This window comes from Shewanella sp. SM71 (assembly GCF_025653905.1).
Taxonomy (GTDB): domain Bacteria; phylum Pseudomonadota; class Gammaproteobacteria; order Enterobacterales; family Shewanellaceae; genus Shewanella; species Shewanella oncorhynchi.
Genome location: NZ_JAKKRW010000006.1, coordinates 204,912 through 219,429, shown reverse-complemented (window position 1 = coordinate 219,429; position 14,518 = coordinate 204,912). Strand labels below are relative to the sequence as shown.

The window sequence follows — 14,518 nt, the reverse complement described above, 5'->3', positions numbered from 1 at the left end:
AAACCTTGGACAAGAATATGAAGATTCTCATTGTTGACGATTTTTCGACAATGAGGCGTATCATCAAGAACTTGTTGCGAGACTTGGGGTTTAATAACACCCAAGAAGCAGACGATGGCTCAACAGCCCTGCCGATGTTGCAAAAGGGGGATTTTGATTTTGTTGTTACAGATTGGAATATGCCTGGTATGCAAGGAATCGATCTGTTAAAAGCAATTCGCGCTGATGATTCGCTAAAGCATTTACCCGTATTAATGGTAACTGCTGAAGCAAAACGTGAACAGATTATTGCTGCCGCTCAAGCGGGAGTGAATGGTTATGTGGTTAAGCCTTTTACCGCTGCAACGCTGAAAGAGAAGTTAGATAAAATATTCGAACGACTCGCTTGAGCAAGGATGAGCTATGAAGTCACAAACATCAGGGCTCATCACGCTCGAGCAAGCTCAGCATTTAGTTGAATTATTAAGTGCAGGTGAGCAAAGTCAGGCAGATGATTTATTTCGGGAGCTTGCTGCTCCACTGCAACGAGAATTATTCGAAGAAGTAGGTAAATTAACTCGGCAACTTCATAGTGCGCTGATGGATTTTCAAGTTGATAATCGTCTTGCTGAATTAGCCAATACAGAGATCCCCGATGCCAAGCAACGTTTAAATTACGTTATTGACATGACCGAACAAGCTGCAAATAAAACCATGGATGCGGTTGAAGAATGTTTACCTTTGGCTAATGCCGTGACCGTAAATATTCAAAATGTCATGCCATCTTGGGACAGATTAATGCGACGCGAGATAGCGCTGACTGAATTTAAGGGCCTTTGTCACGATGTACAAGACCTTATGTCTCGTAGTGCAAATGACTCGACTCGATTACGTGAATTGCTTAATCAAATTTTGATGGCGCAAGATTTTCAAGACTTAACAGGACAAATAATACGTCGTGTTATTGATCTAGTAATGGAAGTAGAAAGTAATCTGGTTTCTATGCTGACGGTATTTGGTGAGCAACCTATGATTGAAAGTCAGATTGCTCAGAAAAATAATATTGAAGCAGAAGGCCCGATAATGAATGCCGAGCTTCGTCAAGATGTGGTAACGGGTCAAGACGAAGTGGATGATCTTCTATCGAGTCTGGGTTTCTAACTGGGAGTCAATTTGATGGCCTTTGATGTAGATGAAGAGATACTCCAGGACTTTTTAATCGAAGCCGGTGAAATTTTAGAGCTTCTGCAAGAGCAACTCGTTGCGCTTGAAAATAATCCTGATGATACTAACTTGCTGAACGCCATTTTCCGTGGTTTTCATACCGTTAAAGGTGGTGCTGGCTTTCTTAGCTTAACTCCCATGGTTGATGTTTGTCATGAGGCTGAGAATACCTTCGATTTATTGCGGACAGGCAAGCGTAGCGTTAACGCAGAGTTGATGGATATTATTTTGCAGGCTGTTGATGCAATTAATACCATGTTTGCGCAAACCCAGCAGGGCGAGCAACAAGATCCCGCCGATTCAAGTTTGTTAGCGAGACTTAAAATGCTCAGTTCAGGTGCGCCTTTGCCATCTGAAGTCGCTTCTGCCAAGGTTGCAGAGCCAGAACCTGTTGTTGAAGTCATTATTGATACTCCTACCCCTCAAGAAATCCCTGCTGATATAAGTGATAACTCATCTTCCATTGAAAATACGTCTTCAAGTATCGATGATATCAATGATGCTGAATTTGAAGCTTTATTGGATGCGCTTCATGGTTCAGGAAAGGGACCTGCGGTCGCTGCTACCACATTTGTATCTGAACCAGTTGCTGCAAAGCCTGCTGCACCAATTAAAACACCTTCAACATCAGGTGATGACATCACTGATGATGAGTTCGAGGCGTTACTGGATGAACTTCATGGCTCAGGTAAATTTAAAGCTGAGGCTGAAGTGCCTGTTAAGCCTAAGGTTGTGGCAACACCTGCGCCTCAACCGATTGTAGATGCTGATGAAATTACCGATGATGAGTTTGAACGATTACTCGATGAACTCCATGGGAAAGGCGGAGCACCTGCGAAAGCCGAAGTTAAAACGCCTACGACACCCATTTCGACTGTAGCACCTACTGCTGCACCACATGCTCCTGCGCCAGTTAAAGCCGCAGTACCAGCTCCTGCTCCAGTCGTTGCTGCAAAACCTAAGGTGGAAATTGCGGTTGTCGATAAAGCACCTGCTAAGGCTAGCTCTGCGAATGTGCCTCAGGGTGAAACAACAGTACGTGTAGATACCGCACGACTCGACCAGATCATGAATATGGTGGGTGAGTTAGTGTTAGTGCGTAATCGATTGGTGAGCTTAGGCATCAGCCGTGATGATGAGGAGATGTCGAAAGCTCTCGCGAACTTAGATCTCGTTACTGCCGATTTGCAAGGCGCTGTGATGAAAACCCGTATGCAACCGATCAAGAAAGTGTTTGGTCGTTTCCCTCGGGTGGTACGTGATCTTGCTCGTACACTAAACAAAGAAATTGATTTGATCATGGTCGGTGAAGAAACTGACTTAGATAAAAACCTCGTTGAAGCGCTTGCCGATCCACTCGTCCACTTAGTGCGTAACTCTGTGGACCATGGTATCGAGATGCCAAATGAGCGTGAAGCTAGTGGTAAGCCAAGAACGGGAACGATTACCTTATCTGCAAGTCAGGAAGGCGACCATATACTGCTGAAAATCGAAGACGATGGCGCAGGCATGGATCCTGAAAAACTCAAAAAAATTGCCATAAACCGTGGTGTGCTCGATGAAGATTCTGCTTCGCGGATGACAGACAGCGAAGCCTATAATTTGATTTTTGCACCAGGTTTTTCAACTAAAGTTGAGATTTCAGATATTTCAGGCCGTGGTGTTGGGATGGACGTGGTAAAAACTCGTATCACCCAGCTGAATGGCACTGTACATATTGATTCCATGAAAGGTAAGGGAACGATACTTGAGATTAAAGTACCGCTAACACTGGCGATTATGCCAACCTTAATGGTCGATGTCGCTAAACAAGTGTTCGCATTACCTCTATCTAGCGTGAATGAGATTTTCCATCTCGATCTCACAAAAACCAATATTGTTGATGGGCAATTGACTGTCATAGTGCGTAATAAGGCCGTACCTTTGTTCTATTTGGAACACTGGCTACATAGAAACAAAACGACCTTTAAACATGGCGATAAAAAGCATGGTCATGTGGTTATCGTGCAATTAGGCATGATGCAAATTGGTTTTGTAGTGGATGCCTTAATAGGACAAGAAGAGGTCGTTATTAAGCCTCTTGGCGCTATGTTACATGGCACACCTGGGATGGCTGGTGCGACAATTACATCGGATGGTGGTATTGCACTGATCTTAGATGTTCCTGGATTGCTAAAGCATTATGCGAAAAGTAAGAATTAGTTTCCAAGCTAAGGAATGGAATGGCCATTAAAGTATTAGTCGTTGATGACTCAAGTTTTTTCAGACGACGTGTTAGTGAAATAGTCAATCAAGATCCTGAACTGGAAGTTATCGCGACGGCCTCAAATGGGGCCGAAGCGGTGAAGTTGGCTGCTGAGCTTAATCCCCAAGTTATCACTATGGATATTGAGATGCCTGTAATGGATGGTATTACTGCTGTTCGTGAAATCATGGCTAAGTGTCCGACTCCGATCTTGATGTTTTCTTCTTTAACCCATGATGGCGCTAAAGCAACGTTAGACGCTTTAGATGCTGGTGCATTAGATTTTCTACCTAAACGTTTTGAAGATATTGCGACCAACAAAGATGATGCCATTTTATTGTTGCAACAAAGAGTTAAGGCATTGGGACGACGCAGAATGTTTCGTCCGATTGCACGTCCTGTGGTTGCGCCAACACCTAGTGTGCGTCCAACAGGTAGCGTTTTAGGTACAACCAGTATATCGGCTCATACGCCTGTCGCAGCTCCTGTTAGAACCTCAACGGCAACGACGATTCGTGCAAGTGGTAAGCAGTATAAATTATTGCTGATCGGTACATCTACTGGTGGTCCGGTTGCGCTGCAAAAAATACTCACGCAGTTTCCAGCAAACTATCCGCATCCTATTTTATTAATCCAGCATATGCCTGCTGCCTTTACCCCTGCATTTGCGAGTCGTTTAAATGGCTTATGTAAGATTGAAGTAAAAGAGGCCGCTAATGGCGATCTGCTTAAACCGGGTTGTGCATATTTAGCGCCGGGTGGTATGCAAATGATGGTTGAACGTACTGGAACAAGTGGCCGATTAAAAGTTATCGCTGGCAGTGCTGATATGAATTATAAGCCCTGTGTGGATATCACCTTTGCTTCTGCTTCTAAAGCCTTTAGTGGTGATGTGCTTGCTGTTGTATTAACTGGCATGGGGGCGGATGGCAGAGAAGGCGCACGGATGTTGAAAGCTGTAGGCGCTACCATTTGGGCGCAAGATGAAGCCAGTTGTGTGGTTTATGGTATGCCACAAGCCGTTGCGAGTGCAGGGATTGCCACCCAGTCGATAGCCTTAGACAACATGGCCGAATGTATTTTAAAAGAGTCTGTTCGTGTCTAAAAATCAATATCCGATGAGCACAAATAGTGTGCTCATCATCTTGTTGATGGGCATAGCCATTTTGGTTCTTGGTGCCTTAAGCCTTGATTACAAGCGTAAGAATAGTTTGCTGCAGGCGGATATAAAACGTTTGGAATCGACTCAGGTGCTGTTAATGGTACCTGACGAACAGGCTGAAGCCATTGCAACTTGGTTAGCGTCTCATCCCGATCAGACTAAAGCAATGTTGCAATTAGCGGCTCCTGGTGAGCAGAAGGCTGTAGCGATTGGTCCTGAGCCGGTACAAAATAGCATTCCGCCTTTGCTGGGCAAACCAGATACTGAAATAGATACGGCGAAGGAAAAAACTAATCTGGAATCCTCTATTCCTAAACAGCTTCAAGCGCCAGAAAAAGAGGTTAAAGTTGTTTCTCAGACAATTGCCCCCCAAAATGCAGAGATGCTGCCCGTGGTGATATCTGAGAATGCCGATGGTGTCAAAGTGATTAGTTTGCCCAATGGCGGCATTCGTGTCACGACCAGAAAAGATCAGTAATTTTTAGAATTTGTGAACTCACAATTTTCTAGTTCATTAGCATATTAACCAGTATAGGTAGGGGTCACTTCTTGAAAGTCTGGACCATAGCGAATCAAAAAGGTGGCGTAGGTAAAACCACGACGGTAGCGAGTTTAGCGGGAACATTAGCTAAGCGTGGCAAGCGTGTTCTTATGATAGATACCGATCCACATGCTTCGTTAGGTTATTACTTAGGTATTGATTCTGAAGAGGTTCCAGGCTCGTTGTTTGATGTTTTTCTTGCCCATAAAAACCTTTCTAAGGAACTCGTTTTATCCCATGTTGTGCCAACCTTAGTCGATGGTTTGGATTTATTGCCTGCAACTATGGCATTGGCTACCTTAGACAGAGCCTTAGGTCATCAAGAAGGAATGGGATTAGTACTACGTAATTTATTAGCACTGGTTGCTGATGATTATGATGTTGCTATCGTTGATTGCCCACCCGTACTCGGGGTATTAATGGTCAATGCGCTTGCGGCAAGTCAGCATATCATTATTCCTGTGCAGACGGAGTTTCTTGCCATTAAAGGGCTAGAGCGGATGATTAAAACAATGGAGTTAATGGGGCGATCTAAGAAGACGCGCTACAGTTACACTGTTGTGCCAACCATGTACGATAAACGCACCAAAGCATCACCTGCGGCTTTGCAAGTTCTTGGTGCCGAATACAGTGATACTTTGTGGAAAGACGTTATTCCAGTAGACACTAAGTTTAGAGATGCCAGTTTGGCACATTTACCAGCATCGCATTATGCGAGTGGTTGCCGCGGCGTTAAAGCCTATGAAAGATTATTAGATTTCTTATTAGTTGGGGAGTTTGGCCATGTCAAAATCGGTTGATGAAACTGTTTTTGATTTTTTCGCATTATTGCTGCAGGAAGACGACAGTCCAAACCAGATTGTTTCCCCTCAAAGCATTGTAAAAGCAGACTCAAATCAAAATGTTGCCGTTAATCAAACGGAGGCAGCATTGCTCGATGCGGCTATTTTGGCTGAAAATGGTCGCACTGCCGCACCGCAGAATGTAGAGAAGGCCATAACGCCTACTGCGCAGTTGCAGCCAAAAGCTGTGCCGAGACAACATGAGTTTGTTGCTCCGGTAAGCCAGGTTGTAGCTCAAGTGAATAAGCAAGCGTTAGAGAAATTACTAGCGCCAGTACTAAAGACTGCAAGGTTAGAACCGATACCACCTTCAGTAGAGATAGCGCCACCTATTGATGTTCAACCTGTTGTGGTAGAAGTACCACAAGCTCAGCCTGTTGTTAATGAAACCGTTGCTGATGAAATCGTTGAGCCAGTGGTTGTGCCAGAAACACAAGTCGGCATTACGCCTCCTAGTGTGACAAAAGATTTGCAAGAAGTGCTCGATGATGAGTTTCAGGTACTATTCTTTAAAGTAGCAGGGCTGACATTGGCTGTGCCTTTGGTGAGTTTAGGCGGAATAGTAAAAGTTGAGCGGATAAACCACATCTTTGGTCGACCCGCATGGTTTCTTGGTGTACAGACGCATAGGGAGGAGCAATTGAACATTGTTGATACTTGTGCGTGGGTTATGCCAGAAAAATACACAGATAAACTGGCGCAATCAGTAAATTATCAATATCTTGTATTATTAGAAGGCAGTAACTGGGGATTGACTTGTGAGTCCTTGGTCAATGCGGTAAAAATTAATAAGTCGCAAGTCAACTGGCGTAGTCAAGCGGGTAAACGCCCTTGGTTAGCGGGTGTAGTGAAAGAACAGATGTGTGGCATTTTGCACGTACAAGCCTTAGTTGAAATGCTTAATGCGGGTTTAGGTTGTCAGGACTCAATTGGTTGAGGTAAACATGAAAGATACAAGAAATGTAGCAGCAGTCGCTGCAAGTAAAGATGATGCAGTATTACAATGGGTTACCTTTAAGTTGGACCATGAAACTTACGGTATCAACGTAATGCAAGTGCAGGAAGTGCTGCGTTATACTGAAATAGCTCCTGTACCCGGTGCCCCCTATTATGTACTAGGCATCATTAACTTACGTGGTAATGTCGTTACTGTAATTGATACCCGCTCACGTTTTGGATTGCAGTCTGCTGAAGTTGATGATTCAACTCGAATCGTTATCATCGAAGCTGAAAAGCAGGTCATTGGTATCTTAGTTGATAGTGTTGCAGAAGTGGTTTATTTGCGCCGCTCTGAAATTGACAATGCGCCTAATGTTGGAACGGAAGAGAGTGCTAAGTTTATTCAAGGCGTGAGCAACCGCGACAATGAATTACTTATCTTAGTTGATCTCGACAAATTATTGTCCGATGAAGAATGGGCTGAGTTGACTCAGATCTAATCAATGAGTGTGATAAGGCTGAATGATTAGAATTCATTCAGCCATTTTGTTTATTTGCGAATAAATCGATGATGTTGAGTATTTACGATTTATGGATAGACGAAGTCTTTTTTTATCATAGTTTGAACAATGGCCAATGATATTGGTGACGTCAAGTGAAGCACTTTGGAATAGATAACTTAATTGTAAGCCAGCTCCTAATCTATGGCTTTGAGTGAGTATAAGGATTTTTGATGGGCGATGAATTTTTGATCGCAGCGTTAGTCTATGTCATCGCATGCTTAGGGTTAGTACTCTTTTTACAAAAGCAATTGAGTAAATTAAGAAGCAAAGTTGATGCATTGACTGTGTTAGTTAAAGAGGGCGATCGGCAGCGAGAGTCTTTTAAACGTGAATTGCAAGAATTACGCAGTGGCACAATCGGTGTAGGCCGTCGTGTTATTGAATTAGAAAAACGCATACTGCAACAGTCTGAACGGATTGAAGAGACGACTCAACAGGATCCACAGGCAAAACTTTATACTCGAGCCATGAAGATGGTCGCGCTTGGTGCTGGCGTCGACGAATTGATTAAGGAATGCGAATTACCTAAAGCTGAAGCCGAGCTGTTGATCCGTCTGCATCGTAAGTAATCGGTAGCCAATTGAACACTAAAAGCTAATTTTTCTGAATTAGCTTTTTTATTTTATGCTTTCTCGACAATTTTTTTATGCATATTATTCCATTGCTCAGGAAATTTACCGTCGAGCATATACACAAATGCAATCAGTTCGGCGATAAGCAGGTAAAGCTCCTTGGGAATTTCCTCTCCTAACTCTAGCAATTGCAAAAAATGGCTCAGATGGGGATCTTGATGGATATAAACGCCGTTAGCCTTAGCTAAGGCAATAATTTCTTCTGCGATAAGCCCTTCACCAGTCGCGACTATTTTAGGAGCGTTACGGCCATCGTAGCTCAGTGCGACAGCTTGTTTAGGTTCACTCTCTTCGCTCATATCGTTATTTCCAATGTTTTGTATAATGAACTCAATATTAGTGTTGGAACATTGTCACTCATTAAGCTTTTGTCTTTACGAGGAAATGATCACCAGGTAATAAGGTTGCTGGTACTTGCGCTATTTGAGTTGATAGTTCACCAGGCGTAAAACCCAGTTGTGATAGTTTTTGGCTTAAGGGCGTTAAAAAGTTATTAACCTTATTAAGTAGTATCTGACTATTGCCTTTAAACTGGATATCTAATTGTTGATTGTGGTTTTGGGCTGAAATCAGCAGAGGTCCTTGTGCTAGATTAAACTTCAGTTGTAAACGCCATCCCATTTTTTTATCTGGGTCATCAGGATCGGCTTCTTGCTCAAATTTCCCTTCCAGTTGCTCCTGTCGTTGGTTAATGCCATAGGGCAGGGCGAAGAACCACACCAAATTGCCAGCGCTCTCATTACTTGCCTGTTGGTATAAATGCAGGTTAGAGGCTAATAGTCCCATGCTATCAAGGCCTCCTGCTTTGCTCAGTTGCCCAAGTAGTTTAGTGGAGAAGCCCACTTTAGCTTGTAACTGATCAAGGTAGTCGGCAAGCTTTTTGCTAACGGAATTCGAATTGTTATTGGCTTTAAAGCCAAGTAGCAGCTGAAAAAGTGAGGTAATTGCACTCCCATTCATGAGCATTGAGGCTTGATTTGATTGAGGTGTAGCAAGATTTAGACTCGCTAGACCGAGAATATTGGCTTTGAGTTCATCGATATCATTCAATTGGCTCAGTGGTGGTAGCCCTAAATGCGGTAGGTGTTTCAATAACTCAGATGCTAAATTCGAGCTGCTATTAGAACGAGATAGCTCAATAGGAAGTGCCCCCGCTTTATTGAACGCTTTTTGTAAGACATCAGCCACTTTTACCGAAGTGTCAGTCTTAGCATCATTGCCTTGTTGTTCACTCTTTTGGCTACTGGATCCTAAAATATTATTAAGTTTGTTTATGTCTGTAGGACTCACACTTAGGATTTCTTGTGACGTTTTTGAGCCTTGAGATAATCCGTTTTTGCTATTTACGTTTTCACCCATTTGTGATGTTGGTGATTGACCCACAAGCCGATTTTCAAGGGCTGAGTTTTGGGTGCTGATCTGACCTAAGTCTTTAGTTGTTGGCGTTATGACTTGCGCGTTAGAGATATTCTGTGAGCCAGTCGCATTAGGCGATGATGGAACATCTACTTTATTTTGAAGCTGCATAATACCGACTTTAGCCGTGACAATTTGTTTTGTGGGCTCAGGTAGAAAGTTGATATTTTCGAGTTTTTTTAGAAAGGAGGCAATGATCTGGGCTGGTTCAATTTTCGCGATCACAAGATCAGAAGATGGTTTATTTGTGGGAACCTGAGTTTCATTTACTGGCGCCCCAATCATGATTTCGAGTTTGCTCTGTATTGGGGTGAGTAATAAAATAGGGCGCCCTTGTTGAAAGGCTATTTTCGCGATGAATTCACCTTGATTCAGCTGGGGTCCAGGATCTTGTGCTACAACGGTACCATTAGCAAATTGAAGCTCCTTGTTAACTATAGTGACGTTGGGTAATGGATAGCCCTGTGTGCGAGCCGCAAGCGCTGAAAGCTGCGTCTGAGATATGCCATTTTGTTGTGCCAGATTGATCACTGCCTCAGGAATTTTCAGTACGAGAGGTGTAGCTAAGGCAAGCAGTTGGCTAGTGGAGTTTTGCACTATCGTAGTTGGAGTTGAGCTGTTCTGCGCATTGGGCGTGACTAAAAAGCTATTAGCAGTCAACAATATTTGCCGCTGTTGAGCATTAACTAGCTTTAAATTATATTCTGTACCGTTTAGAATAATACTATCTCCCTCAGGTGATGTTTGCACCTGAGCTGGAATGGGGCGTGGAGTAGCATTGAGGGCATCAGTGTTAGCCATCGCAGTGTGTAACTGCGAATTTTGACTGCTGACAAGTGGAATCGACTCCATTTAATGACCTTATATAGTTTATCCTGCGATACATTCGTTTAGTAAAATTAACAATTGACCAATTTTTTTTGCCAAGTAAGCTTATGCGCCTTGTGACAAAGGAACTGTCATACTGGATAGTATGCCACTAAGACGAATTATCTTTATATCGTCATTTTTGTATTGTCACTTTAGCGAAAATTTGATGTCTAAACTGTACATTTATATTAAGAGAGCGATATGAAGTTAAAATGGATGGGATTATCTTTGGGGTTAATGCTGTTGCCTAAAGTGCAATCGGCTGAAGTATCCCTATCAGATACCATTCAGCAGGAAACACCTGCTAAGGTACAAATTACCTATGATGATCCCCGCGATCCGTTCGAAGGCTTTAACCGAGCTATGTGGGACTTCAACTATCTCTACCTAGATAGATATTTATATCGTCCTGTAGCCCATGGTTATAACGATTATATTCCTACGCCTGCTAAAACAGGTATCAATAACTTTGTACAGAATTTAGAGGAACCTAGCAGCTTAGTAAACAATGTGCTGCAGGGTAAGTGGGGCTGGGCAGCTAATGCCGGTGGACGCTTTACAATCAATTCTACTGTCGGCTTATTAGGTGTCATTGATGTTGCTGACATGATGGGTATGAGCCGCAAGCAAGATGAGTTTAATGAAGTGCTGGGTTATTATGGGGTGCCTAATGGACCTTACTTCATGGCGCCATTTGCGGGTCCTTATGTTGTGCGAGAACTCGCGTCTGATTGGGTTGATGGTCTATACTTTCCATTGTCTGAGTTAACAATGTGGCAATCCATTGTTAAATGGGGACTTAAAAACCTTCATTCTAGAGCATCAGCAATCGATCAAGAGCGACTTGTTGATAATGCACTCGATCCCTATGCCTTTGTCAAAGATGCATATTTACAGCACATGGACTATAAAGTCTATGATGGTAATGTCCCTCAAAAGCAAGATGATGATGAGTTGCTCGATCAGTATATGCAGGAGCTTGAGTAACCCTATTGGCCGTACTTGACAGCATTTGTCTTTAGTCATCAAATGCTAGCCTTGTTAAATTTTGTTATTGGCATATTCACTTGAGTAATGGCTATGCGATGAACTTTATTCGGGAACCTTTATGGCGTTAAATGGTGTTGCGGTTCTTTTAGTTGAAGATGACCCCGTGTTTAGGCAGATTGTTGCAAGCTTTCTCTATAGCAGAGGTGCGCAAGTCACACAAGCCTGTGATGGTGAACAAGGATTGTCAGTTTTTAAATCGCAGCGCTTCGATATTGTTCTTGCAGACTTGAGTATGCCTAAGCTCGGTGGGCTCGATATGCTTAAGGAAATGACAAGGTTAGCACCTTTAGTGCCTTCTATCGTGATCTCGGGTAATAATGTCATGGCTGACGTCGTAGAAGCCTTACGCATTGGCGCAAGTGATTATCTCGTTAAGCCAGTATCTGATTTATTTATTATTGAACAAGCCATTAAACAAAGCCTTCATAGTTCCTACATTGATGATACTCAAGCCGCAGATTTTGACGCGCTATCCCACCAAGAATTAAGTGATAATCTAGCATTGCTTGAGCAAAGTGTTGCTGCAGCAAAACAAGTTCAGCAACAACTCTTTCCCGCTTCAAATATTAGTTATCCGGCAGCCAAGGTTGACTATAGCCTTTATAAAAATAGCGATATAAGCAGTTATTTCATTGATTCAACTATGGTTGGTAGTGATCACCTGATTATGTACATGGCCCATTTGTATCCAGAGGATAATCGAGCCGCGTTTGCTTGCGTTCTGCTGAGAAGTTTTGTTAATCAAAAGCTTAAAGATTTTAGGAATGGTCAGAGTCAAAGCATTATTGAACCCTTTAACATGATGAGCTATTTGAACGAGCGTTTAGTGAAATCTGGTCTCGATATCAAAGCCGATATGATTTATGTTGCCATTGAGCTAACTAAGTACCGTGCTGCTATTGCACAGGCGGGTATGGGGTTGCGTTGTTATCTGCGTAATGACGAGGGATTAAGCCCGTTAGCACTGTCTGAGAGTCTTCAGCTTGGCGTGTTAGACTGGGGTAAACCGAGCATTCAGTTCCGCAGTATTTTACCGCAAGAACAGTTATGTATTGCGACAAGTGAGCCTGAGCATAAACAAGCTTTACTTGATAACAAGTTTAAGGGCTTAGTCTATGATGCAACGCTACCTGCTGGTGGTTTTCTACAGTTAAGCCTTTAGTTTTTTGACGCTTTGGCGAAATTGAGTATGTAACCGAATAGCTGACTTAACAAAAACGCCTTACTCTTGCGAGTAAGGCGTTTTGTTTTAACAGTCAAAAACAGTCGAACAGGATAATTAACGTTTTATCGCTTCATGTTCAGCCGTCACTGCAATTTCACTTTCTAAGGCTTCAGCCTCAGTGTGATGCTTGGTTTCTGCGCCATGCATCCAATCGACTAATTTGTCAGCCATAAAATACAGGATCACGCCAGACAGAGCCGCTGTAATCGCGATACCAGCAAAAATTGACATAGCATTAGCAAGTTGTTCCTCTTTGCCACCACCGTGACCAATCAAAGAGCCTACGACCCCTGCAACCTTGTTCGCCATCGCAATAAACAGGAACCAAGCGCCCATCATCAAAGAGGCAATACGCAGTGGAGCAAGCTTAGTCACCATAGATAAGCCAATAGGTGACAAACATAATTCACCCATAGTATGGAAGAAATAAGCACCCACTAACCACCACATGCTTGATTTAGCAGTAGGATCGCTACCCATTTCAACCACAGCGCCAATCATGAACAAGAAGCCAATCGCCAATAAGAACAAACCTAAGGCAAATTTCACTGGCGAGTTAGGTTCATTTTTACCTAAACGGATCCAGATAGAAGCAATTACAGGGGCAAATAACACAATAAAAATAGCGTTTAGCGATTGGAAATAAGTCGTGGGTACTTCCCAAGTACCTATGTAACGGTCTGTAAACTCATTGGTAAATAAGTTCATTAACCCGCCCGCTTGTTCAAAGCCCGCCCAGAAAATAATCGTGAACAAACCCAGCACCATAATCACCTTGAGACGATCACGCTCAATTTTAGTAAGTGGTTCTTTACGGGTATTGCCTAGCTTAGCTTGGCGTTCACGTTCAAGCTTGGCCGCTGGCACGGTGCCAATATTACCTAACAGTTTTTGAGCAAATAAAAATTGAATCACCAGCGACAGCAGCATACCAATACCAGCACAGAAAAAACCTGCCTGCCAGTTATTAACAAAAACCTCTTGGCCATTAACCATTTCAGTGTGGCCAAAGCTAGTATAAGCCCAAGCAACAATAAAGCCGGATAATGCCGCACCTAAATTGATTCCCATATAGAAAATAGTAAATGCACCATCGCGACGGTGATCACCTTCCTCGTAGAGATCGCCGACCATAGTGGAAATGTTCGGCTTAAACAAACCATTACCCAGAATGAGTGTACCTAGACCGATATAAAAAATAGTCGTTTCAATACCAGGAAACCAAGCATGAGGCGCAGCTAGCATAAATTGGCCAGCCGCCATTAACGCACCACCAAAATAAATGGCTTTGCGCTGACCCAGAAAATTATCAGCTAACCAACCACCAATCAGCGGTGTTAAATACACTAACGCAGTAAAAGTACCATACAAGGATAAAGCGTCAGCTTGGCTAAATCCTAAGCCGCCACCGCCTTGTTTACCCACCTGATCAACTAAATACAGTACCAAAATGGCACGCATTGCATAATAACTAAATCGTTCCCAAAGTTCTGTTGTAAACAGCAGGAACAATCCCTTGGGATGCCCAAGCATCGTTCCTTGTGGTTTTGCTACGCTCATGAAGTCTTCCACCTTAAGCTCGTGATTGCCTGTGGGCCCCTGAAACAGGATGATGTCACCACAGAAAAATGGTTGTTGCTCGTCCCAATATCGCCTGCAGGTTTAATCAACCATTAATTCCCGCTATAGCATTCATTAATTGTTGAATAACCGCTAGTTACGTATGGGTTATTGTTACGTTCTTATAATAAAAGTAATGTGTTTAGCAGTAAAATGAGTATTTTCGCTAAAATCCCACCTTATATACCCCTTAAAAGCAACCAAAGTCAA

General features: G+C 43.0%; 14 protein-coding genes. 11 read left to right on the top strand and 3 right to left on the bottom strand.

What is annotated here, in order from left to right; all coding sequences use genetic code 11:
- Positions 1–5: 5 nt before the first annotated feature.
- The 9 genes from cheY (at position 6) to L5L97_RS08150 (ending at position 8,064) form a co-directional block, all read left to right on the top strand.
- Positions 6–389, top strand: a complete 384-nt coding sequence (gene cheY, locus L5L97_RS08190) for a chemotaxis response regulator CheY (RefSeq protein ID WP_007649667.1) — start codon at positions 6–8, stop codon at positions 387–389.
- 13 nt (positions 390–402) lie between these two features.
- Positions 403–1,140 carry a protein phosphatase CheZ gene (locus tag L5L97_RS08185; protein ID WP_028761174.1) on the top strand — a complete coding sequence of 246 codons (738 nt, stop codon included), beginning with the start codon at positions 403–405 and terminating at the stop codon, positions 1,138–1,140.
- Between the two features lie 15 nt (positions 1,141–1,155).
- Complete coding sequence (locus tag L5L97_RS08180) at positions 1,156–3,405, top strand: chemotaxis protein CheA (protein WP_263162258.1); 2,250 nt, start codon at positions 1,156–1,158, stop codon at positions 3,403–3,405.
- A 20-nt stretch (positions 3,406–3,425) separates the two neighbouring features.
- On the top strand, positions 3,426–4,553 hold the full coding sequence (locus L5L97_RS08175; protein WP_263181635.1) for a chemotaxis response regulator protein-glutamate methylesterase: 1,128 nt from the start codon (positions 3,426–3,428) through the stop codon (positions 4,551–4,553).
- 13 nt (positions 4,554–4,566) lie between these two features.
- Positions 4,567–5,088, top strand: coding sequence for a membrane anchored protein in chemotaxis locus (locus L5L97_RS08170; RefSeq protein WP_263181644.1), 522 nt, complete (start codon positions 4,567–4,569; stop codon positions 5,086–5,088).
- Between the two features lie 71 nt (positions 5,089–5,159).
- Positions 5,160–5,951, top strand: coding sequence for a ParA family protein (locus L5L97_RS08165; RefSeq protein ID WP_028761170.1), 792 nt, complete (start codon positions 5,160–5,162; stop codon positions 5,949–5,951).
- A complete protein-coding gene (locus L5L97_RS08160) occupies positions 5,935–6,930 on the top strand; it encodes a chemotaxis protein CheW (RefSeq protein WP_263181634.1) in 996 nt (331 codons plus the stop codon). The genes L5L97_RS08165 and L5L97_RS08160 overlap by 17 nt, the downstream gene beginning before the upstream one ends.
- Before the next feature lie 7 nt (positions 6,931–6,937).
- Entirely contained in the window at positions 6,938–7,432 is a 495-nt protein-coding gene (locus L5L97_RS08155; protein WP_006082380.1) for a chemotaxis protein CheW, read from the top strand.
- Positions 7,433–7,665: 233 nt separating this feature from the next.
- On the top strand, positions 7,666–8,064 hold the full coding sequence (locus tag L5L97_RS08150) for a DUF2802 domain-containing protein (RefSeq protein ID WP_173243810.1): 399 nt from the start codon (positions 7,666–7,668) through the stop codon (positions 8,062–8,064).
- A 53-nt stretch (positions 8,065–8,117) separates the two neighbouring features.
- Here the strand turns inward: L5L97_RS08150 and L5L97_RS08145 are convergent, their stop codons facing one another.
- Both L5L97_RS08145 and L5L97_RS08140 read right to left on the bottom strand, forming a co-directional pair.
- On the bottom strand, positions 8,118–8,426 hold the full coding sequence (locus L5L97_RS08145) for an EscU/YscU/HrcU family type III secretion system export apparatus switch protein (protein WP_028761167.1): 309 nt from the start codon (positions 8,424–8,426) through the stop codon (positions 8,118–8,120).
- A gap of 61 nt (positions 8,427–8,487) precedes the next feature.
- On the bottom strand, positions 8,488–10,395 hold the full coding sequence (locus L5L97_RS08140) for a hypothetical protein (RefSeq protein ID WP_028761166.1): 1,908 nt from the start codon (positions 10,393–10,395) through the stop codon (positions 8,488–8,490).
- Between the two features lie 219 nt (positions 10,396–10,614).
- On the opposite strand from L5L97_RS08140, the gene L5L97_RS08135 reads away from it, so the two are divergent.
- Complete coding sequence (locus L5L97_RS08135) at positions 10,615–11,400, top strand: VacJ family lipoprotein (protein ID WP_028761165.1); 786 nt, start codon at positions 10,615–10,617, stop codon at positions 11,398–11,400.
- A 121-nt stretch (positions 11,401–11,521) separates the two neighbouring features.
- Positions 11,522–12,625, top strand: a complete 1,104-nt coding sequence (locus L5L97_RS08130; RefSeq protein ID WP_263181633.1) for a response regulator — start codon at positions 11,522–11,524, stop codon at positions 12,623–12,625.
- Positions 12,626–12,742: 117 nt separating this feature from the next.
- Here the strand turns inward: L5L97_RS08130 and L5L97_RS08125 are convergent, their stop codons facing one another.
- A complete protein-coding gene (locus L5L97_RS08125; RefSeq protein ID WP_028761163.1) occupies positions 12,743–14,248 on the bottom strand; it encodes a peptide MFS transporter in 1,506 nt (501 codons plus the stop codon).
- Positions 14,249–14,518: the final 270 nt, after the last annotated feature.

What these genes read in the sequence shown, in the direction of transcription:
- L5L97_RS08170 (WP_263181644.1), top strand. Translation starts at nt 4,567, where the DNA reads ATGAGCACAAATAGTGTGCTCATCATCTTGTTGATGGGCATAGCCATT.
- L5L97_RS08140 (WP_028761166.1), bottom strand. Translation starts at nt 10,395, where the DNA reads ATGGAGTCGATTCCACTTGTCAGCAGTCAAAATTCGCAGTTACACACT.
- L5L97_RS08185 (WP_028761174.1), top strand. Translation starts at nt 403, where the DNA reads ATGAAGTCACAAACATCAGGGCTCATCACGCTCGAGCAAGCTCAGCAT.
- L5L97_RS08145 (WP_028761167.1), bottom strand. Translation starts at nt 8,426, where the DNA reads ATGAGCGAAGAGAGTGAACCTAAACAAGCTGTCGCACTGAGCTACGAT.
- L5L97_RS08175 (WP_263181635.1), top strand. Translation starts at nt 3,426, where the DNA reads ATGGCCATTAAAGTATTAGTCGTTGATGACTCAAGTTTTTTCAGACGA.
- L5L97_RS08150 (WP_173243810.1), top strand. Translation starts at nt 7,666, where the DNA reads ATGGGCGATGAATTTTTGATCGCAGCGTTAGTCTATGTCATCGCATGC.
- L5L97_RS08160 (WP_263181634.1), top strand. Translation starts at nt 5,935, where the DNA reads ATGTCAAAATCGGTTGATGAAACTGTTTTTGATTTTTTCGCATTATTG.
- L5L97_RS08135 (WP_028761165.1), top strand. Translation starts at nt 10,615, where the DNA reads ATGAAGTTAAAATGGATGGGATTATCTTTGGGGTTAATGCTGTTGCCT.
- L5L97_RS08130 (WP_263181633.1), top strand. Translation starts at nt 11,522, where the DNA reads ATGGCGTTAAATGGTGTTGCGGTTCTTTTAGTTGAAGATGACCCCGTG.
- L5L97_RS08180 (WP_263162258.1), top strand. Translation starts at nt 1,156, where the DNA reads ATGGCCTTTGATGTAGATGAAGAGATACTCCAGGACTTTTTAATCGAA.
- L5L97_RS08125 (WP_028761163.1), bottom strand. Translation starts at nt 14,248, where the DNA reads ATGAGCGTAGCAAAACCACAAGGAACGATGCTTGGGCATCCCAAGGGA.
- L5L97_RS08155 (WP_006082380.1), top strand. Translation starts at nt 6,938, where the DNA reads ATGAAAGATACAAGAAATGTAGCAGCAGTCGCTGCAAGTAAAGATGAT.